At 43.7% G+C, this 21,073-nt stretch carries 14 protein-coding genes and 2 tRNA genes; 10 read left to right on the top strand and 6 right to left on the bottom strand.

What is annotated here, in order from left to right:
* The first annotated feature begins 29 nt into the window (after window positions 1-29).
* The 3 genes from NI465_RS02235 to NI465_RS02225 all read left to right on the top strand — a co-directional run bounded on the left by NI465_RS02235 (window position 30) and on the right by NI465_RS02225 (window position 5,317).
* A complete protein-coding gene (locus NI465_RS02235) occupies window positions 30-3,158 on the top strand; it encodes an efflux RND transporter permease subunit (protein ID WP_184412343.1) in 3,129 nt (1,042 codons plus the stop codon).
* Window positions 3,159-3,320: 162 nt separating this feature from the next.
* A complete protein-coding gene (gene mgtE, locus NI465_RS02230) occupies window positions 3,321-4,661 on the top strand; it encodes a magnesium transporter (protein WP_044109438.1) in 1,341 nt (446 codons plus the stop codon).
* A gap of 74 nt (window positions 4,662-4,735) precedes the next feature.
* Window positions 4,736-5,317: a DUF4112 domain-containing protein gene (locus tag NI465_RS02225; protein WP_243474390.1), complete on the top strand. Its 582-nt coding sequence runs from the start codon at window positions 4,736-4,738 to the stop codon at window positions 5,315-5,317.
* 81 nt (window positions 5,318-5,398) lie between these two features.
* Here the strand turns inward: NI465_RS02225 and htpX are convergent, their stop codons facing one another.
* Both htpX and NI465_RS02215 read right to left on the bottom strand, forming a co-directional pair.
* The gene (gene htpX / locus NI465_RS02220; protein WP_004280540.1) at window positions 5,399-6,304 is read right to left on the bottom strand and encodes a protease HtpX; all 906 of its coding nucleotides are present in this window, start codon (window positions 6,302-6,304) and stop codon (window positions 5,399-5,401) included.
* Window positions 6,305-6,480: 176 nt separating this feature from the next.
* Window positions 6,481-7,353, bottom strand: coding sequence for a lytic transglycosylase domain-containing protein (locus NI465_RS02215; RefSeq protein ID WP_071850722.1), 873 nt, complete (start codon window positions 7,351-7,353; stop codon window positions 6,481-6,483).
* Between the two features lie 499 nt (window positions 7,354-7,852).
* On the opposite strand from NI465_RS02215, the gene ttcA reads away from it, so the two are divergent.
* Both ttcA and NI465_RS02205 read left to right on the top strand, forming a co-directional pair.
* Window positions 7,853-8,779: a tRNA 2-thiocytidine(32) synthetase TtcA gene (ttcA, locus tag NI465_RS02210; protein WP_004280538.1), complete on the top strand. Its 927-nt coding sequence runs from the start codon at window positions 7,853-7,855 to the stop codon at window positions 8,777-8,779.
* A 206-nt stretch (window positions 8,780-8,985) separates the two neighbouring features.
* Window positions 8,986-9,372, top strand: a complete 387-nt coding sequence (locus tag NI465_RS02205; protein ID WP_004280536.1) for an SCP2 sterol-binding domain-containing protein — start codon at window positions 8,986-8,988, stop codon at window positions 9,370-9,372.
* A gap of 93 nt (window positions 9,373-9,465) precedes the next feature.
* Here NI465_RS02205 and NI465_RS02200 read toward each other — a convergent pair whose 3' ends face one another.
* Entirely contained in the window at window positions 9,466-10,581 is a 1,116-nt protein-coding gene (locus NI465_RS02200; protein WP_004280534.1) for an MltF family protein, read from the bottom strand.
* Window positions 10,582-10,943: 362 nt separating this feature from the next.
* Here NI465_RS02200 and greB point away from each other — a divergent pair, with 362 nt between their 5' ends.
* From greB to epmA, 5 genes are all read left to right on the top strand, one after another.
* Window positions 10,944-11,438: a transcription elongation factor GreB gene (greB, locus tag NI465_RS02195; protein WP_005103930.1), complete on the top strand. Its 495-nt coding sequence runs from the start codon at window positions 10,944-10,946 to the stop codon at window positions 11,436-11,438.
* Window positions 11,439-11,526: 88 nt separating this feature from the next.
* A tRNA-Ser gene (locus tag NI465_RS02190) sits at window positions 11,527-11,616 on the top strand.
* A 273-nt stretch (window positions 11,617-11,889) separates the two neighbouring features.
* A tRNA-Ser gene (locus NI465_RS02185) sits at window positions 11,890-11,979 on the top strand.
* A gap of 180 nt (window positions 11,980-12,159) precedes the next feature.
* Window positions 12,160-13,227: a 4-phosphoerythronate dehydrogenase gene (locus NI465_RS02180; RefSeq protein ID WP_129716735.1), complete on the top strand. Its 1,068-nt coding sequence runs from the start codon at window positions 12,160-12,162 to the stop codon at window positions 13,225-13,227.
* The gene (gene epmA, locus NI465_RS02175) at window positions 13,224-14,198 is read left to right on the top strand and encodes an EF-P lysine aminoacylase EpmA (RefSeq protein ID WP_180086278.1); all 975 of its coding nucleotides are present in this window, start codon (window positions 13,224-13,226) and stop codon (window positions 14,196-14,198) included. The genes NI465_RS02180 and epmA overlap by 4 nt, the downstream gene beginning before the upstream one ends.
* Before the next feature lie 83 nt (window positions 14,199-14,281).
* Here epmA and NI465_RS02170 read toward each other — a convergent pair whose 3' ends face one another.
* The 3 genes from NI465_RS02170 to NI465_RS02160 form a co-directional block, all read right to left on the bottom strand.
* Entirely contained in the window at window positions 14,282-15,517 is a 1,236-nt protein-coding gene (locus tag NI465_RS02170; RefSeq protein ID WP_253144156.1) for a multifunctional CCA addition/repair protein, read from the bottom strand.
* A gap of 94 nt (window positions 15,518-15,611) precedes the next feature.
* Window positions 15,612-17,891: an NADP-dependent malic enzyme gene (locus NI465_RS02165; RefSeq protein ID WP_004280528.1), complete on the bottom strand. Its 2,280-nt coding sequence runs from the start codon at window positions 17,889-17,891 to the stop codon at window positions 15,612-15,614.
* A 140-nt stretch (window positions 17,892-18,031) separates the two neighbouring features.
* On the bottom strand, window positions 18,032-20,908 hold the full coding sequence (locus tag NI465_RS02160) for a putative bifunctional diguanylate cyclase/phosphodiesterase (protein WP_253144155.1): 2,877 nt from the start codon (window positions 20,906-20,908) through the stop codon (window positions 18,032-18,034).
* Window positions 20,909-21,073: the final 165 nt, after the last annotated feature.

Here is a 21,073-nt window from a genome sequence, read left to right as displayed (position 1 = left end):
GAGAATGCATCTGATGGGGATTTTTATTCATGTTGTCACGCTTTTTTATTTATCGACCTAAATTTGCAGCCGTGATCGCCATTATCATGATGGTATTAGGAATTTTTGCACTGCAAAAAATTCCGATTGAGCATATGCCGAATATGGATGCACCTGCGTTAGGGGTTTCTGCGGGGTATCGTGGTGCATCTGCGGAAACCGTTGAGCAATCGGTCACGCAAATTTTAGAACAAGCGGTGAAAGGCATTGAAGGTTTGGAAAGCTTTCAGTCCAACAGTAGCGTGGGACGTGCAAATCTGACACTGTCGTTTGAGCAAGGAGTAGATCTCGATCAGGCACTGTTGCAAGTGCAAAATGCGGTCAATGGTGTGCTAAGTCGATTGCCTGAAGAAACCCAGCAAAATGGAGTGGCTGTTTATAAACAAGGTTATGATCAATTTGCATTACTGAGTTTATATGACGAATCAGGGAAGGCGACACCTACAGAGCTTGCTGACTATTTAATGGTGCATGTCGAACCGCGTTTTTCCCGTATTGACGGGATGGGTGAGGTGGAGCTTTATGGCGCAGGCTATGCGATGCGCATTTGGCTCAATCCACATAAACTACGCCAATTTAATCTGATGCCGAGTGATATTCGCAATGCAGTCGAGGCACAAAATGCACCACTTGTGTCTGGTTCTATTGGTGGATTACCGACAGCACAAGATCAATACATGAATGCCAAGGTCAGTGCAGGATCACGTTTAAGTAGCATTGATGAATTTGAAAAAATTATTGTGAAAACAACAGATTCAGGTTCAGTGCTGTACTTGAAAGATGTCGCGCGTGTTGAGTTAGGGGCAGAAAGTTATAACCATTTAAATTATACCAACGGTCATTTATCCGCTGCATTATCGATTCAATTGGCACCACGGAGTAATGCGATTGCGGTTTCAGAGCAGATGCAAACGGTATTGAAAAATGCCCAAGCCAATTTGCCTGCACATTATCAATTGCGTATGACCATGGACAGAACCCCATTTATTACCAGTTCAATTGAACAAGTCGCGAAAACGTTAGTCGAAGCGATGGTACTGGTGGTTTTGGTGATGTTTATCTTCCTGCAAAACTGGCGCGCCACTATTATTCCTGCAGTCACCATTCCGATTGTAGTTTTAGCCACATTTGCAGTGCTGTATGTATTGGGAATGAGCTTGAACAGTTTTACCTTGTTTGCCCTGATTTTGGCGATTGGTCTGTTAGTCGATGATGCCATTGTAGTAGTGGAAAACATTGAACGTTTGATGCATGAAGAACATCTGTATGCTCAGGCTGCAGCTTTAAAGTCAATGAAGGAAATTAGCGGTGCGTTGATCGGGATTACGTTGGTCTTAACTGCTGTATTTATTCCCATGGCATTTTTTGGCAGTATGACAGGAGTCATCTATCGTCAGTTTTCCATCACGTTGGTCGTGGCAATGCTACTTTCTTTATTGGTGGCACTCATCATCACCCCTACATTTGCAGCGCAACTGCTAAAGCGTCAACCACATCAACCGAAATGGGCACAGCGTTTTAATCGTGGCATGGAGAAACTCACCATGCGTTACCAAAAGCTTTCTGCACGTAGCATGCAGTTTAAAATGACGATGCTGGCTTTATTTAGTATATGTGTTTTGGGCTTTGGCTGGCTTTATAAAACCTTGCCCGAAGGGCTGATGCCAACGGAAGATATGGGCTTTGTCATGGGTCAAATTGTGATGCCGGGCAATGCACCACGTTCTGAGATAGAAAAAGTCGGGCGTGAAGTCCAAGACTATTTAATGCAGCATGAATCTGAGCGCATCCAGAGCATTGGGATTTGGTATAGTGGAAACAATGTTGGAGTTGGGCCTTATCGTGGTCAGCTTTTTGTCGTATTAAAGGACTGGGCAGCGCGTAAAAATCCTGAAGATACCGTCTTTGCCATTGTAGATCGTGCACAAAAGCACTTTGCCAATCATGCCAATGCCCAGATTTTCTTTATGGCGCCTTCTATGTCAAGTAATGGACGTGTGGTCGACTTCTGGTTACAAGATCTAGATTCAAGGGGTAGCGAGTTTTTACAGCAATCCTTCTCTGAGATTGAAACCCGTGCCAAAGCAAAATCATCGATTGAATATTTACAACTTGATGTACCCAAAGAAAGTGCCGAGCTGAATATTAAACTGGATATAGAACGTTTACTCAAATATGCCGTACCTCAGCAAAGTTTTAACAGTACGTTGGCTGCGGCTTGGAGTGGTACCTATATCAATGACTTTATTGATCGTGGACAAATCAAACGGGTCATCATGCAAGGCGAAGCGGAGTTCCGTTCTAAACCTGAAGATTTGGCACATTGGCATGTCCGTAATAGCAAAGGCGAAATGTTATCGTTTAATCAATTCACTACGCTGAATTGGCAAGGTGGACCGAATAGTATAAACCGTTATATGGGCTATAACGCCGTGCCTGTGTATGCAGGTATTCCCAAAGATCAATTTTCGAGTCAAACCATGCAAGATATCGAAGCTTTAGTCGATGAACAAGACGGAGTAAATTTGGCCTGGAGTGGAGCCGCACTAGAAGAAAAACGCAGCAGTGGGCAAGCTATTTTCTTGTATCTAATTTCGATTGCCTTTATTTTCTTATGTTTAACGGCACTCTATGAAAGCTGGGCGATTCCTGCTGTGGGGTTGACCGCGATTCCTCTGGGCGTGGGAGGGAGTATTCTATTCTGTGCCTGGTTCGGTTTTGCAAACGATATTTACTTTCATATCGCCTTGCTGACGACTATCGGTCTGTCCTGTAAAAATGCAATTTTGATTGTAGAGTTTGCTGCACAAGCAGAGCGGGCAGGTCATACTCCGGTTCAGGCCGCGATAATGGCTGCGGGCTTACGCTTGCGTCCTATTGTCATGACTTCCATTGCATTTGCAGCGGGTGTATTGCCTTTGATGTTTGCCACGGGCGTCAGTGCAATCAGCCGGCAGGAGATTGGCAGTAGTGTTTTTGGTGGGGTGCTATTTGCTACTGTCCTGGTACTGCTGTTTATTCCCTTTATGTATGTATTGATCCGTAGTCTCATGATTAAAAAAACGGTTTCTCAATCAGTGGTGATAGAGCATCCATCTTTAGAAAGTGAACAAGCCTGACTCAGTCAGGCTTTTTTCTGGCTAAATATCGAGGAATTGATTTATACAAAAAATATCGTCATATTGCAGCATGATCATTAAAATTATTCACATGAAAAATTAGGATACATAGGGATCAGGACAAACATCTCTTGAATGCCAGACTTTTATAATGAGCTGCTTATGCCGACAATTTCAGAAAAAATCCAGCATATCCAACAACAATTACATTCTGAAAATCACGACATCGCTGTAGGTTTACTCAGTCAGCTGAATGTCGCCGATCAGGCGCGCATTTTAAGTCGTTTAGATGCTCGGCAACAGGCCCGAATTTTAAGGGAACTGAATGAACCAAGCTTGGTCTATGCTTTTATGCCCCTAGGGCAGCAGTTAAACGTGGCACAGCACTTATCTATTTCAGAACTTGTTCCCATTCTGGATGCAATGCCTTCTGATGATTTTGTCGATATTTATAAGCAGTTTTCGCCGCCGCTACAGCTGCAATTGATGAGCGCATTATCTGAAGAATCCCAGCAGACACTCAAAGATCTGGCCATCTATCCGGAAGGTACAGCGGGTGCCATGATGAGCTCACGTTTTGTGACGCTCTCACCCGATTTAACCATGGATGAAGCGATACAGGCTTTACGTGTGGTGGCCGCCGGGCAGGAAACCCTGTATTTGATTTATATTGTCGATGCAGAAGAACGGCTGATCGGTGTGATTTCCTTAAGGCAGATCATACAGGCCTTACCTGAGCTGAGCATTGCCGAGGTGATGCAACGTGACGTCATTTCTGCTCAGGTAACAGATGATCAGGAAATTGTAGCTCGAGCCTTGGCCTATTATGATTTTATTGCTCTGCCTGTAGTTGATGCACAGCAAAAACTCTTAGGAATTGTTACTTATGACGATGCTATGGACATTGTCGAAGCCGAAACCACTGAAGATATTTTAAAGTCGGGTGCAGTGACACCGTTGACTGAATTGAGCCTTAAAACTGCCCCGATTTTGACCCTGTATCAGAAGCGGGTCTTTTGGCTGGTCATTCTGGTTTTTGGCAGTCTGCTCTCTGGAATCGGGATTGCACACTTTGAAGAGATCATTGCCGCACATATCGTGCTGGTATTTTTCTTACCACTTTTGGTGGGTAGTGGCGGGAATGCCGGTTCGCAATCAGCCACCTTGATGGTGCGTGCCTTGGCCACAGGCGATGTCGAGTTCAAGGACTGGTTTAACCTGCTTAGTCGTGAATCGCTGGTGGCACTATGTTTAGGTGGCACCATGGCGATTGCGGTATCCATTCTGGGTTATATTCGGGGAGATATTATGGTGGCAGTGGTGCTGGCCATCAGTATGCTCGGAATTGTGTTGATGGGCTGTCTGATCGGCATGAGTCTGCCTTTTATTTTAAATAAACTCAAACTTGATCCTGCCAGTGCTTCGGCGCCATTGGTGACTTCCATCTGCGATGCTACTGGTGTGATTCTGTATTTATTTGTGGCTTCCAAATTATTGTTTTAATTCACAGATTGATACATCAGCGTATAAAAAATACTTTATGCTCAAGAAAATCAGCATTATTTCTGGAATAACCTATGCCTGAGTCTGGACAAAAACCAAAACTAAGCCAACAAGAGGTGATACGTCTGGAACGTGATCTGGCCAAGTTTGCCAATATAATGGATTCCGTAGTACGTATTCCGTTTACCAAGCAAGGAGTGGGGGCAGATGCTGCTTTGAGTACGATTCCGGTTGCGGGAGATATTGCCGGTTTTGTATTGACCTGTTATGCCATTCATAAGGCCAAACAGATCGGGGTTCCGAGTGCCAAACTCAATCCAGTGATGAAGATGGCGGCGATCGATGCGGTAGTAGGATTTATTCCGGTGGCGGGCACGGTCTTTGATATTTTTATTCGGCCCAGTCGCAAGGCGCTCGATGTCGTGCATCTGCATATTCGCGAGGAATATCAGATTAGCAGCGACCGGCATGTGGTACACCCATTTTTGCATGAAAGTCTGGAACGCAAACAACAGCAATCTGCATTCTGGCGCAATCCCGTGGTGGCCTGGATCTGGATTCACATCCCCGATATTTTAGGTACTTTATTCCTGATTGTATTTGTCTTCGCGATCGGGTGGGGTGCTATGGCGCTATATCAATGGTTCAGCCAATGATAGGCTAGCTAAAAAATAATTAAATCCAATAAAAAAAGCCTGCAATTGCAGGCTTTTCTTAAATCAAAACTAAAGTTTTACTTAAGCACAATCTAGTTGTTGCAATGCAGCGACACGCTGTTCGATGCTTGGATGCGTCTGGAACAATGCAGCAAGGCTAAAGCCTTCTTCTTTACCCGCAGAAATCGCAAATGCTTTCATTTCTTTCGGCATGGCATCTGGCATTTCAGATTCTGCCTGTAAGCGCAGTAATGCTGAAATCATGGCTTGTTTACCTGCCAAACGTGCGCCTGCTTCATCAGCACGGTATTCACGATGACGAGAGAACCACATCACAATCGACGACGCCAAGATACCGAACACGATATCCAGCACAATGGTAATTACGAAATAGGCAATACCCGGGGCTTCACCTTCTTCACGACCAAAGACATTGCGGTCAATAAAATCGCCCGCGACACGTGCGAAGAACATCACGAAGGCGTTTACTACACCTTGGATTAGTGCCAGAGTGACCATGTCACCATTGGCGACGTGACCAATCTCATGCGCCAATACTGCACGAAGTTCGTCTTTGTTCATACGCTCAAGCAAGCCGGTTGATACCGCAACGAGAGCATCGTTTTTGTTCCAGCCAGTGGCAAAGGCATTCGACTGGTAAGAGGGGAAAATACCCACTTCCGGCATTTTAATGCCTGCACGCTGAGAAAGTTGTGCAACTTCTTGGAGCAACCAGGCTTCAGCTTGGTTACGAGGTGCATTCGGGTCAATCAGTTCAGTACCCGTGGTCTTTTTCGCCATCCATTTAGACATGAACAGGGAAATCATTGAGCCGACCATACCGAACACAAAACAGATGACCAACAGGTTGCCTAGATTCAAGCCACCTGCGCCATGGTAACTACCGACACCGAAGAGTGACAAGATAATGCCAGCTACAACCAGTACCGCGAGGTTGGTTAGCAAGAACAAACCAATCCGCATCATTGAGAAATCCTCTTATTACAGAAAAATAATCTGATTATTAAATGTAAATCATTGAAATCAATATGCGGTGAAATCGAGAAGAATTCAAGGAAAAAATAGCATTTGGCTACAAAAAACACAGGATATTTTTTGTACGAATTAAAACATAGGTCTTTAAAAACAAAGCTGTTTAGGAATTATTCACTCAAATATATTTTTGCAGATGCTGACGCATTCGCGGTGGCATAAGAGCCTGCCGGTGCATCGGTGAAACTGCCATCCGCTTGAGCAATGATCTGACGCTGGTATTTTGCAGCCTGAATATTGGAAGCTGTGGTGGTTTCAGTCGAATAATTGTCAGAACTGGCAATCACACGACCATTATCAGAAGATGCTGTATAGACAGAACTAGTATTGCCAATTCCTTGGGCATATAAGTTCTGATAACGGCTGCTGACACGACGGACATAGTCCTGAGTTTCACGAAACGGTGGCACGCCCTTATATTTGGCAACATTACCTTCACCGGCATTATAGCCGGCCAGTGCCAAGGTAGTATTGCCATTAAAACGTTTCAATAACCAGGCCAGATATTTGGCACCTGCCATAATATTCTGCTGCGGGTCATAAGCATTGCTGACATTAAAACGACGGGCAGTCGCGGGCATGAGTTGCATTAAGCCCTGTGCACCGACTGGAGAACGTGCCTGCACATTAAAACCGGATTCGGTATGCATCACGGCTTTAATCAAGCCTTCAGATACACCATAGGTTTGTGCTGCCTGACGGATGATCGAGTCATAGGCATTTTTATTTTTACTATAACTTGGCAATACCGAAGCTTCACTTGAACCCCAGTTGCTATAACTGTGAATATTGCTGTCTGGATAATAGGTTTTCTTTTCTACCTGTAGATGGTTATAGCGACTTTTCTTATTGGTCAATAAAGTACTGCCATTACTGTCACGTAATTGATAGATCGTTTGACCGGCATAAGCAAAATGACAACAGCTTGCCAATAGCAAACCACTGATCCCATAACGCCCCAAAACATACACATTTATTTTCATTGTTTATATTAAGTAAACACAAGCGAGAAAAATTCAATAAAGAGTTTAACAAAAAATTACGGAATGAAAAGACTTGTGCGCTGCATTTATAAACGAGTTTGTAAATGCAAGTCATTTTTTACATTTTAGCAGTAGAAAAAAAAATATGATTTAATTTAAAACCTTAGGCTTGACAGGGTTAACTAATTGATTTTTATAAATAATTAAATTGATCAAAAAATGATCAATTTAAAGAAAAGCCTTATCTTTTGAGCCGGACAAGTTGTCAAGTCTGTTTCAATCCACAAAGTTATCCACAGCTTTTGTGGACAACTGTGGAAAAGTCCAAAAGATAAGCATCTTGACTAAAAAATGAACGCAATCGTTCAATATATCAATCTAAATAAAACATGAAAATGAAACTAATAAGACATTTTCATGAAAATAAATTCTTTTGATGCGATAGCGGTCTGAATCGGCTAAAATTGCGCGGTATTTTTTTTATGGGTTAATCTCGTCTATGTACTCGCCAGTTGAGTCCGAACAAGGATTTAATTTCAAACCTGAACTGCCAACAAGCTCAGCCTACTACCGTTTGTTGAAGAAGCTTCGCCGCCAGGTCGGACATGCCATTCGTGACTTCAAGATGATTGAAGAAGGCGATAAGGTCATGGTGTGTATTTCTGGTGGTAAAGACAGTTATACCCTGTTGGATATCCTGCTACAGTTCAAGCGCATCGCACCGATCAATTTCGATGTAGTGGCTGTGAATCTGGATCAGAAACAGCCAGGCTTCCCTGAAGATGTTCTACCGCGTTATTTAGAAGAAAATAACATTCCGTATTACATTCTGGAAAAAGACACCTACAGCATTACCAAAAAACTGACGCCAGAAGGCAAAACCTATTGTGCAGTCTGTTCGCGTTTGCGTCGTGGTTCTTTATACGGTTTTGCGCAGGAAATTGGCGCGACCAAAGTTGCTTTAGGCCATCATCGTGATGATATCTTGGCGACTTTCTTCCTGAACCTGTTCCATGGCGGCAGCTTGAAAGCTATGCCACCAAAACTGTTGTCTTCAGACAAAAAGAACATTCTGATTCGCCCACTGGCCTATGTGGAAGAAAAAGACATCATCAAATATGCAGAAATGCGTCAATTTCCAATTATTCCATGTAATTTATGTGGCTCTCAGGACAACCTGCAGCGCGCAATTATCAATGACATGTTACGTGATTGGGATAAAGCACATCCAAAACGTCTGCACAGCATTTTTGGCGCATTACAAAATGTTTCGCCATCGCAGCTGGTCGATCGTGAATTATTTGATTTTGAAGTGCTGGACAGCCAGCGTGAATTCGACTTCAAAGGCGGTGATTCAACTGAAGAAGCTGTGGAAGGCGAGAACCGCCGGATCAATATGGTCAATCTGGGCTTTGCTGCAGACTAATTTTAGAACGTGTAGACATCAGCCTGCGGGTTGATGTCTGCTTATAAACATAAATAAAAATAGAACTACAAAAATTGAACGGCGCGTACAAAATTCGTTAGCCTTTGCGCTAATGATCATGATATAACAAAGCACAAGCATAATAGCTTCAACATGATGTCGTCTGGATAGTCGACACAAATGAACAAATAATTTGAGGAAAGATCATGCCTGCTTTTTTAACTGATGATTGGTTTTCAACTGTAGAAACTCTAACTGCGCAAGCTGGCGATTTGAATTTGCCACCAGCTTTGGCGAACCTTGCGATTAATTTGGTTGTAGCGGACACTACAGGTAATACTGAACTATCTTTAGATGGTGGGGCAATCAAAAAAGGTTTGTCTTCAAATGCCAAAACCACGCTGAATATGGATGGCGAAACTCTACGCAAAGTTTTCCTGGAGTTTGATATGGCGGCTGCGATGCAGGCCTTCATGACAGGTAAAATCAAAGTACAGGGTGATATGTCACAATTGATGGCACTTCAGACTGCAAAACCAAGTCAGGAACAAAAAGATTTGTTCAAGAAAGTACTTGAAAATACCACGGCTTAATTCTACTAAGACATTAGCCTGAATAAAGACGAAAAAAGCTTACCCTGAGGTAAGCTTTTTTTATGTCATTTTGATTAATGCTAAGGTTTTAGCTTAGATATTCACCAATTGTGGTGTGGTCTTGATATGTTCCAAATAAGCACGAATGCGGGTCACATATTGTACCGCTTGACGGTAGCGACCATTATTGGCTTTATTCTGATCCAGATAGGCATATAAGTTCACCCAGTTATTCGGGTTCTTGCCTTGCGACTGAATGCGCTTTTGCAACTGATTCACTGCACCTGGGCCCATATTATAAGCTACCAGTGCAAACCAGTTCCGATCTGGAAAAGGAATATGATCATAGCGACTAAGCATTTGATCATAATACTTGGCACCACCCTGAATACTTTGAGCAGGATCGGTACGGTTACTCACGCCCATGGCTTTTGCTGTACTGTTGGTCAGCATCATCAAACCACGCACACCCGTCGGAGAAACTGAATTCGGTTTCAGATAAGATTCCTGATAACCAATGGCCGCCAGTAAATGCCAATCCAGGTCATACTGCTGCGCTGTCTGTTTAAAACTCGCTTCATAGATCGGCAGACGGTTGTTCAAATCACGTTGAATGGTGGTCCAAGATTCCTCTTTCACGACATTCTGATTATAAAATGAAGCAAGCTGCTTAATGGCACCACTTTGTTTGCCTTTGCAGACAAAAGCACTGGCCGTCTGGCTCAAAGGATCTGTAGCAGATTTAAACACCAGATTTAAATTGGTATTCAAGCCATTACTCGACAGAATTGATTCATCGCCACAAGTGGCCGAGAACGACGTCAAACGCTTGTTTTCAATGGTGCGTATATCAGTAGTCGTCATAGCCAGATTGGCTTTACCCTGAGCAACCCACTGTAGGGCAGTCTGATTATCAGGAACGATTTTAAAATCGAGTTTTACATTCAGATTGTTAGCATAGTTACGAACCAGATCATAACCGAAGCCATGCAGATGTTGTCCATCCTGGAATACGGTAGTCGGATTTTCAACCGCAACCACGGTCAACTTATTGCTATTGACCACATGATCAAACTGAAGTGTGGTCTTACTTGCATTGATACTGTGTAGGGGAATAAATGCAGTGCTCAGTACAAGTGCTTTCAAAGGGAGAGAAGAAATTACAGATCTTAGGCAAAGCCTCGACCCAGTGGATGAACTACTGTGCATGTTGTCTCCGCTACAAGTAATTTATGCCCTAAAAATCACAGCCAACAAAGCCAGAAATTTTAACAGTTTGATAAATTCAATAAGGGTTGGGCAGTCATGACGTCATTCAAAATGACAAGAGATTTAAAGATAACTATGTAGAAAAACTACATAGATTAAAAAGTAAGCATTTCCGGAAGTTGCTGGCATATTAATGATCTGAAAAACGATTGTCAAATTTTGTACACAAATTATTTTTAAAAATAATTTTAAGATATTGAAATATAGGGTTAATTTTTTTGGAATTTTGCCATTGTGTTAAAATGGTAAATAAAATAAGCTGTTTGTAAGTTAAAATACTGAAAATATGATCAGCAAGACGTATGAAATCCAACTTAATCACCCGTGCTGGACACGATAAATTGGTGGCAGAACTTAAGAATCTCTGGCATGAAGAGCGCCCTGAAATTACCAAAAAAGTGAACTGGGCCGCCAGTCTTGGCGACCGTTCTGAAAACGCAGACTACCAATATAACAAGCAAATTTTACGTAAAATTGATCGACGGGTCAGGTATCTCGGCAAGCGCCTCGAAGAACTGAAAATCATCGATTTTTCCCCGGAGCAGGAAGGGAAAGTTTATTTTGGTGCCTGGGTAGAAATTGAAAATGAAGAAGGCGAACAAAAAACTTTACGTATTGTCGGTGTAGATGAAATTTATGATCATCATCCGCAGCATATATCGATCAGTTCACCGATGGCACGCGCGTTATTGGGCAAGCAGGTCGATGATGAGGCCGAGGTATTGACCCCCTCCGGCAAGAAACTCTGGTTCATCAATTCAATTCGTTATGAAAAGCCAGAAAATTCAGCAGATTAATGGAATTGATTTTATTTTGTGCAGTTGATGCAGTGAAAGCATAAAAATATTTGCCAAGCGTGATTTTTGTTTATATCATGTCGGCCATGGAAGCGTGGCAGAGCGGTTTAATGCACCGGTCTTGAAAACCGACGAGGGTGTGAGTCCTCCGTGAGTTCGAATCTCACCGCTTCCGCCAAATTTTAAAAACCCAGTCAATTTGACTGGGTTTTTTTATGTCTCAATATTTTTTCAGTTGTTGATCTACTTGATGCTGAATGTGATTATTTCTCTCATCATTCTCTACTGAGTTAAATTCAACTCAAGATCATTGCAATACTAAAATCTTTGAATGAAAATACTCAGATTGGCTTTGATTTCGGATGATTTTTAGCTGAATAAGCTGCTTTTTATAGAAGTTTCGCTAAATTTTATTGCCAAAAATCTAATTTATTTATATGATGGCGGCCAAGGAAGCGTGGCAGAGCGGTTTAATGCACCGGTCTTGAAAACCGACGAGGGTGTGAGTCCTCCGTGAGTTCGAATCTCACCGCTTCCGCCAAATTTTTAAAACCCCAGTCGAAAGATTGGGGTTTTTCTTTTTAGGCTGCAGATCTTGAATATTAAATTCTTCAGTCCTGAACTTAATTCATAAAATCTTGAAAAATGGACGTATCGGCCAAATATAGAGTCAGAGGCGTCAACGCGCTATCATACGCCCAAGCATCATATGGATCTCATTATGAAAATTGTCGCAGATGAAAATCTGGCATATACCGATTATTTCTTTTCCGAATTTGGTGATATTCAACATCGTGCAGGGCGAACCTTAAGTGCAGATGATGTCAAAGATGCCGACAGCCTGTTGGTACGTTCAGTGACTCAGGTCAATGAAGCACTGCTACAGAATAGTTCGATTAAATTTGTGGGCAGTGCCACCATTGGTACAGATCATTTGGATATTGCTGCATTAGAACAACATGGGATTCAGTGGAGTAATGCGGCCGGCTGTAATGCGCAAGCGGTGGCTGAATATGTCATTACCGCATTATTGCAGGTACGTCTTGAATTACTCGATGCCAATGCGACATTTACCTTGGGTATTGTCGGTTTGGGTAATGTCGGAACCCGTCTGGCTTATATGGCGAAACTTTTGGGCTGGCGTGTGATCGGTTGCGATCCTTTTGTGCAAAGAGAGCAGGTTGATCAAGTCGAATTTCATGAATTGCTGCAACAAGCAGATGCAATTTCGATTCATGTTCCTTTAACCAAAACAGGCGCATATCCAACCTATCATTTATTTAATGCTACTGCATTGGCAAAAATGCAGCCTGACGCGATCTTGATTAATTCAGCACGTGGGCCAGTCATTGAAGAGGCCGCGCTAATCCAGGATATACAGGCGACACACCGAACAGTGATTTTGGATGTCTTTGAACACGAACCGCTGATTTCAGCAGAACTGCTGGATCTGGTGACTTTGGTCACTCCGCATATTGCCGGCTATAGCCTGGAAGGCAAGGCACGTGGTACTCAGATGATTTATGAGGCTTTTTGTCAAACTTTCGGTTTTGCAGCCAGTAAACAGTTTGAAACGCAGCTGCCTGTCTGTGAGCAGTTTTTTCAGGGGCAGGATTTAAAAATGGCATTGCAACAGCATTTATCCCAAATTTATGACATTGCTCGTGATGATGCCAATCTACGCGCCTGTCTCAAAGAAGGCAAAATCGATCAGCAGGCATTTGATCATTTACGTAAAACTTATCCGCTGCGTCGTGAGTGGGCAGCTCATGGTGGGCCGAAGGCATGACGATGACTTATCACCCCACTTGTGACCTTCAAGCCATGCACGCGCGGGCAACCTTATATCGCCAAATCCGTCAGTTTTTTGCTGAGCGCGATGTCTTAGAGGTTGAAACACCGATTTTATCTCAAGCCGGTGTGACCGATGTGCATTTGACTTCGGTACAGGCCCAGCGTCATGTGCTGGGTAAAGCGCATACCGATTATTTGCAGACCTCACCCGAATTTGCCATGAAGCGCTTACTGGCTAGTGGTTCTGGGCCCATTTACCAGATCTGTAAAGTCTTCCGTGATGATGAGCATGGGCGTAAGCATAATAGCGAATTCACCATGCTGGAGTGGTATCGCCCGGGATTTAGCTTAAAAGATTTAATGTTTGAAGTATCGGATCTGTTGAATGTGACCTTGAAAGCACGTTTTGGTGAAATCCGTCCGACTATTCTGAGTTATAAACACGCTTTTATGGATCGTCTGTATCTCAATCCGCTTCAGGCAACTTTGCAAGAACTGAAAGACTGCTGCCGCCGCGTCGGTCTCAATCTGGATCTGGGAAATGACCGTCTTGGCTATATCGACCTGTTATTTTCACATATGGTTGAACCGAGTCTGGGTTTTGATACTGCAGTATTCCTGACCGATTTTCCACCTGAAATGGCCTCTCTGGCGAAAACCCGAATAGATGAAGATGGTGAACTGGTCGCTGCGCGTTTTGAGCTGTATATCGAAGGTTTGGAATTGGCCAATGCTTATGATGAGCTGATTGATGCCGACGTATTGCGTTCGCGCTTTGAGGCAGATAATGCTGAACGAGCCAAACTTGGCTTGCATGTCATGCCCATCGATGAATATTTACTGGCGGCTTTACCGAAGATGCCGGAATGTTCAGGAATTGCTTTGGGAATTGACCGTTTGTTGATGATTGCAACTAATCAAATGAAACTGGAGCAAGTGATCAGCTTTCCGGCAGATATTTCCTGATGGTACTGATTCAATATTTCTTAATTCCTTTTGTGATAAAGAGAAACTAAGCCATTAAAAAAGCACCCGAAGGTGCTTTTTTATTATTCAATCGCTACGGTTTGTTGCGCTTTGAGCTGACCAAGTGCCTGAATCCGTCGTTCAATCAGCATTTCGCCAATATCCGGACCCTGAATATCGGCAGGAAGGTCTTGTGCCTTGATGGCGCGTACTGTCTGCATGGCATCGAGGACATATTGTGCTTGTGGATAAGCCCGATCTTCCAGACCTAGACGGCCACGTGAATCACATTCACAAGCCTGGACGAAAGCTTCGACACGTTCAGGGCGACGTAACACATCCAGACGTTGCAATAATCGCCATAAGGTTCCCGGCTTAAGATTAAATGCCTGATGGCATTTCAGATGCTCTTTACATACCGCCAAAGCCAGCTGCTTGGTATACGTCGGCACTTTTAAGCGGTCACACAGTTCATTCACTGGCTTGATGCCACGCTCTTCATGCATGATATGTCGCGGTAATTCTTCAACCGGCGTTAAAGCTTTTCCTAAGTCATGCACTAAAACGGCAAAACGTACATCCAGACTATAATTTTGACGACACGCCTGCTGCAAGGACATCATCGTGTGAATGCCGCAGTCAATTTCCGGATGATATTCTGGGCGTTGTGGAATGCCATATAAGGCATCAATCTCAGGGAATAGCACCTTTAAAGCACCACATTGACGTAATACTTCAAAATACACATCAGCATGACGTTCCGATAATGCACGGGAAGTCTCTTTCCAGACGCGTTCTGGTGTCAATGCATTTAATTCACCGGTTTCAGTCAAGCGTTGCATTAATGCCAAGGTTTCATCGGCAATCACAAAGCCTGCACTGGTATAACGGGCAGCAAAACGGGCTATTCGCAGTACGCGCAATGGATCTTCGATAAAGGCATCGGAAACATGACGTAGAATCCGGTTTTCCAAGTCCTGTTGACCACCATAGGGATCATGAACCTGGCCGGCATCATCCATGGCCATGGCATTAATGGTCAAATCGCGACGAATCAGATCCTGCTCTAGCGTAACGCTGACATCGGTATGAAACTCAAAACCATGATAACCGGCGCCAGATTTACGTTCGGTACGCGCCAGTGCATATTCTTCTTTTGTTTGGGGATGTAGAAAAACAGGAAAATCTTTGCCTACGGGCTGATAGCCTAAGTCAAGCATTTGCGCGGGAGTTGCACCAACGACCACATAATCTTTTTCGTGATAGGGGTGTCCGAGCAAATGATCTCGAACTGCGCCCCCTACTAAATAAACTTGCATGAAAAAACCTCTATTCTTACAAGCATCATGCTACAGAATAGAGGTTTTCTCAAGTTAAGAAACGAGGCTGATGCGTCGTTATCTTGTCATTGGCTTAAAGTGCATCTTGTTCTGCTTGCTGGATTTCAGCAACAGTCAGTGCAGTCATGTTGATCACACGGCGCGTGGTCGCAGTCGGCGTCAAAATGTGGACAGGTTTCGCAGCACCCAACAGAATTGGACCAATCGTTACGTTGTTGCCTGAAGTTGCCTTTAACAGGTTAAACGAGATATTGGCAGCATCCAGATTTGGCATGATCAGCAAGTTTGCAGAGCCTTTGAAACGTGAATTCGGGAATGCAAACTGACGAATGTTTTCATCCAGAGCAGCATCACCGTGCATTTCACCTTCAACTTCCAGCTCAGGCGCAATTTCAGACAGGATGTCATATACCTTACGCATTTTTTGCGCGCTGGCATCATGCTGGTCTGAACCGAAACTTGAGTGAGACAGCAGGGCAATACGTGGTGTCATACCAAAACGGCGAACTTCTTCAGCGGCCAGAATGGTCATTTCAGCCAGCTGTTCAGCTGTTGGATTGGTGTTGACATAGGTATCGGCAATGAACAAGTTACGGTCTTCAAGCATCAAGGCATTTAGGGTAAAGAAGGTGTTATGACCATCTTTCTTGCCAATGATATTGCTGACGAAGTCCAGGTGAATGTCATAGCTTGAATATGTACCACACAGCATACCGTCTGCCATACCATGTTTCACAAGCATCGCTGCGATCAGGGTAGAGCGGCGACGTGCTTCACGCTGTGCATATTCAGGTGTTACACCCTTACGCTGCATGATATTGTAGTAATCGTCTGCAAACATTTCATAGTTGGGGTTCTTTTCCTGATCAACAATCGTGATATTCACGCCATCTTCAAGACGTAGACCCAATTTTTTGATGTTGGCTTCAATCACAGCTGGACGGCCTACCAGAATCGGAATTGCCAAACCGTCATCTACCGCGATTTGAACTGCGCGAAGTACACGCAGGTCTTCACCTTCGGCATAGGCAATACGTTTAGGATCAGATTTAGCCTGTTCAAAAATTGGTTTCATCATGAATGCAGAGTTGTAGACAAACTCAGACAAACGTTGACGATAATGCGAGAAATCTGTGATTGGACGTGTTGCCACACCAGAATCCATTGCAGCTTGTGCAACAGCAGGTGCGATTTCTAGAATCAAGCGTTGATCCAGCGGGCCCGGAATCAGGTATTCACGGCCAAATGATGCCGATTTTTCACCATAGGTTGCCGCATCCGCTTCAACGTGTGCCATACGCGCAATCGCATGGACACAGGCAATTTTCATTTCTTCGTTAATGGTGGTTGCCCCAACGTCCAGTGCACCACGGAAGATGTACGGGAAGCACAGTGCGTTATTCACCTGGTTCGGATAGTCAGAACGGCCAGTCGCCATGATCACGTCATCACGTACTTCATGCGCATGTTCAGGCAGAATTTCTGGATCCGGGTTTGCCAAGGCAAAGATGATCGGATCTTCAGCCATGACCTTGACCATTTCTTTGGTCAGAATGCCCGCAGCAGAAAGACCGAGGAACATGTCTGCACCCGCAATCACGTCACCGAGCTGAGTAGCTTCGATGTCTTGTACATAGGCTTTCTTGGATTCATCCAGGCCTTCACGATGCGTAGTCAACAGACCGCGTGAATCGGCAACGATGATGTTCTCTTTTTTAGCACCCAGAGCGCAAAGCAGATTCAAACAAGACAGTGCAGCAGCACCCGCGCCTGAAGCCACAATCTTGATGTCTTCAATTTTTTTGCCGTTGATTTGCAACGCATTGAGAAGTGCAGAACCGACAATAATCGAAGTACCGTGCTGATCATCATGGAATACCGGAATATTCATGCGTTCACGCAATTTTTGCTCGATATAGAAACACTCTGGCGCCTTGATATCTTCAAGGTTAATCCCGCCAAAAGTCGGTTCTAATGCAGCGACAATATCCACAATTTTGTCTGGATCATTTTCAGCAATTTCGATATCGAATACATCAACGCCAGCAAATTTTTTAAATAATACGCCTTTACCTTCCATCACCGGTTTAGAAGCCAAAGGACCAATATTACCCAGGCCAAGCACGGCAGTACCGTTGGTCACGACAGCAACCAGGTTGCCACGAGCTGTATACAATGCAGCAGTTGAAGGATCGCGTTCAATCTCAAGACATGGTGCAGCTACGCCAGGCGAGTAAGCAAGGGCCAAGTCACGTTGGTTGACCAATTGTTTGCTTGGTGTAACGCTGATTTTTCCCGGGGTAGGAAATTCGTGATAGTAAAGGGCCTGTTGCTTTAAAGATTGTTCGTCCATCAGTCTCTCGATCGTTGTAAAGATTACCCGGTCAGCGGGCAAAGAATTTATTTATGTTCCTGAATATACCATTTGTTAGCCAGTTCGGACAGACAAAGACGGCCGTTTTTCCAACAAACTTATTGTGGTCGGGTATGGACTTAGACTTGAGATATATAAGTCTGATGTGTCTTGTCTCGCACTAAATAAGCGGTTGCATCCTGCTCAGGAAGCGGTTTGGAAAATAAGTAACCTTGGGCAATATCACAGTCTAAATCACGTAGATATTCTAGCTGTTCTTCAGTCTCGATCCCTTCCGCGACCACGGTCATGCCCATGGCTTTACCCATGGCCACCATGGCGCTGACAATCGCTGCCTGTTTGTTTTCCCCAATCTTGCAAACAAAACTGCGATCAATTTTTAAGGTATCAATTGGAAAATCAGCAAGATAGGAGAGAGAAGAATAACCTGTACCAAAATCATCCAGGGCAATATGAATATGTCGCTGTTTAATTTCATTCAGCAGGTTTTTGACCGCTTCCGAATTTTCAATTAAAGAAGATTCGGTAATTTCCAGCTCCAGGCTGGCGCCAGAAATATGGTTGTCTGCAATGGCTTGGTCCAGATCATCGAGCAATTGACCACGACGCAATTGCTGTGCCACGATATTGACTGATACACAAATATGATTAAAGCCCAGATCATTCCATTGGCGAATCTGTTTAGCGGCCTGCTGGATCACTAGGCGGCCAATGTCTGAAATCAGGCTGGTCTGTTCCGCTAAGGGGATAAACAGCCCTGGTGCAATAATGCCTTTTTCTGGATGGTTCCAGCGAATCAGCGCTTCAAAGCCATAAATGCTTTGATCGCTGAAATTGATTTTTGGCTGATAATACACCACCAGTTCATTATTCTGGATCGCTTTACGCAGATCCCGTTCCAGAAAAACTCCTTTGTTCTGTAATGAATGATTTTCACTGGAATAAAAGTGAATGGTGTTGCCACCGAGATTTTTGGCTTCATTCAATGCCTGTTCGGCGCAGTTATTTAAATAATCCAGCTGACGGCCATGATCCGGATAAAATGCCACACCCATGGACAGGGTAATCACATGATCCTGACCGTAAATATTAAATGGTCTGCTAAAGGCCTGAGCAATGCGTTCACAATGGTGCTGAACTGAAGGGCGAATATGTGAGATTTCATAGAGAATCGCAAAATCATCACCATTTAGATGTGCCACAAATAACGCTTCTGCATTGGTCATGCGCAGCCGCTGCGCTACCTGACGTAAAAGTTCATCACCGCCATTATTGGACAGATATTCATTCAATGGGCGGAAACGGTCGATGTTAAGCCGAATCACAGCCATCTCTTTAATAGAGTCTTTTTGCGAAACCAGATACTGATGTAGCTGATAGTTATAGTAGAAGCGGTTCGGTAAGTCAGTCAGCGTGTCGTAATTTTCCAGATAGGACAGGCGCTGTTCCTGTAATTTACGTTCAGTCAGATCTGATACGATGCCAATATAATGGGTAATCCGGCCTTCATCATCAGTCACGGCATTAATATGCAGCCATAAGGTCGACTCTTTGCCAGACAGAAATTTTGCATAAACCTCTCCATCATAAGAACCAATCTTCTGGATCTGTTTGACAATATTGGCCTGAAAAGTACGTTGCTGGGATTTATTTTGCACCGCAATATCAAATAAGGATTTACCGATGATCTGGTCACGCTCAAAACCGCTCAGGTATTCGTAGTGGGGATTGACATCGATATAATCTAAATCAAGATTCAGAATGAAAATGCCTTCCGCAGCTTGTTCCAGTACACTGGCCACCAGTTTTAAACGTTCTTGAGACAGACGTTCCTGCTGGATATCACGACGGATACCGACCATGCGCAAGGGTTTTTTATTTTTAGGATCACGACTGATCACCCGGCCAATATCATGTACCCAACTCCAGCCACCTTCACTGAGCTTGATCCGGTAAGTGGCATCATAGCGTTCAATCTGGCCACGCAGATGCTGCTTCATATTGCGCTTAAAATAGGCCAGATCTTCAGGGTGAATCAGATACTGTAATTGCAGATGATGATCTTTGGAATCGCGCAGAATCTTTTCGTCTTTATGATTGGTTAAGGTGATGCTGCGCTCTTGAATATTCCAGTCCCATGGCCGAATACCGGCAATTTCATGTGCAAGTTTTAGATTCTGCTGCTGATTCTTCAGGTCATAATTGATCTGTTCAATATCATAGGTACGTTCCCGTACTTTTTGCTCCAGCAATTGGTTACTGAGCTGTAATTGCTGTTCAATATCTTTGGATTTATTGACTTCAGTTTTGAGTTGCTGGCACAGTTCATCAGTCCAATGCACTTGCTGTTCTGCATTTTTCACCAAAATATCATTTTCCGCATACAGACGTGAGGTGCGGCTGTGAATTCGATAACTACTTGTCGCGCACAGCAGAATCACTATGAGCGCAAAGTTTAAGGCCAGACCAAAAAAGGGATTGGAATGACCGACATGGTCAAGCTGCGACAGTAAAAAAGGGAATAAGGACGGCAAAAAGACCAGACAAAAATAGCTCAGTTTCTGGGTCAGGTAGGTCAGGCCAAATGCTTGGCTTACAATCAGCAACAAGGCAGACAAGGTCAGTGCTTCAATATCTTCAAATACAGGATTGGCCTGCGGCAAATAGTAATAAATTGTATAAATACCGGCCGCGATACAGCTTCCGACTGCAAGGCTCTGCATCTGTAACCAGCGGTGTGCACTTTTCTGGTTATATTGTTCAGGTTTAAAATACAGCGTACTTACCAGCCAACACATGCTGACCAGAAATTCTGTCAGAATAAACCAGGTATTAAAATACGTATTAGACGGGCTATATTGAATGTGATAAATACAAAAAATATAAAGGCAGATCACCATTATACTGAGCAAAAAATAGCGACTATGACGAAGCGTGTTCGCAATCTGAGCATCATGTAAATGCTGTTGAATATAGTCGTCCTGATTATCAACCATGTGATTCAATGCCTGTATTCATCCTAAACGGTTTTCGTCCTTGTGCATTGTTGTTATAAAAACCCCAGGAAATGTGTGAAATCAATTAATAAGTATTTGTTATTCTTTAGTCGAGATTAGATGTCTTAAAAATAAAAATCAACAAAATTAAAGACAAATTTTTAC

It is taken from the genome of Acinetobacter lwoffii (assembly GCF_024129855.1).
Lineage (GTDB): Bacteria > Pseudomonadota > Gammaproteobacteria > Pseudomonadales > Moraxellaceae > Acinetobacter > Acinetobacter lwoffii_L.
Note: the sequence above shows the minus strand (reverse complement) of the source record. Positions and strands in the feature narration are given on the sequence as shown.

What these genes read in the sequence shown, in the direction of transcription:
- NI465_RS02165 (WP_004280528.1), bottom strand. Translation starts at nt 17,891, where the DNA reads ATGGACGAACAATCTTTAAAGCAACAGGCCCTTTACTATCACGAATTT.
- NI465_RS02200 (WP_004280534.1), bottom strand. Translation starts at nt 10,581, where the DNA reads ATGCACAGTAGTTCATCCACTGGGTCGAGGCTTTGCCTAAGATCTGTA.
- NI465_RS02160 (WP_253144155.1), bottom strand. Translation starts at nt 20,908, where the DNA reads ATGGTTGATAATCAGGACGACTATATTCAACAGCATTTACATGATGCT.
- epmA (WP_180086278.1), top strand. Translation starts at nt 13,224, where the DNA reads ATGACGATGACTTATCACCCCACTTGTGACCTTCAAGCCATGCACGCG.
- NI465_RS02215 (WP_071850722.1), bottom strand. Translation starts at nt 7,353, where the DNA reads ATGAAAATAAATGTGTATGTTTTGGGGCGTTATGGGATCAGTGGTTTG.
- NI465_RS02235 (WP_184412343.1), top strand. Translation starts at nt 30, where the DNA reads ATGTTGTCACGCTTTTTTATTTATCGACCTAAATTTGCAGCCGTGATC.
- NI465_RS02225 (WP_243474390.1), top strand. Translation starts at nt 4,736, where the DNA reads ATGCCTGAGTCTGGACAAAAACCAAAACTAAGCCAACAAGAGGTGATA.
- NI465_RS02170 (WP_253144156.1), bottom strand. Translation starts at nt 15,517, where the DNA reads ATGCAAGTTTATTTAGTAGGGGGCGCAGTTCGAGATCATTTGCTCGGA.
- greB (WP_005103930.1), top strand. Translation starts at nt 10,944, where the DNA reads ATGAAATCCAACTTAATCACCCGTGCTGGACACGATAAATTGGTGGCA.
- htpX (WP_004280540.1), bottom strand. Translation starts at nt 6,304, where the DNA reads ATGATGCGGATTGGTTTGTTCTTGCTAACCAACCTCGCGGTACTGGTT.
- NI465_RS02180 (WP_129716735.1), top strand. Translation starts at nt 12,160, where the DNA reads ATGAAAATTGTCGCAGATGAAAATCTGGCATATACCGATTATTTCTTT.
- mgtE (WP_044109438.1), top strand. Translation starts at nt 3,321, where the DNA reads ATGCCGACAATTTCAGAAAAAATCCAGCATATCCAACAACAATTACAT.
- NI465_RS02205 (WP_004280536.1), top strand. Translation starts at nt 8,986, where the DNA reads ATGCCTGCTTTTTTAACTGATGATTGGTTTTCAACTGTAGAAACTCTA.
- ttcA (WP_004280538.1), top strand. Translation starts at nt 7,853, where the DNA reads ATGTACTCGCCAGTTGAGTCCGAACAAGGATTTAATTTCAAACCTGAA.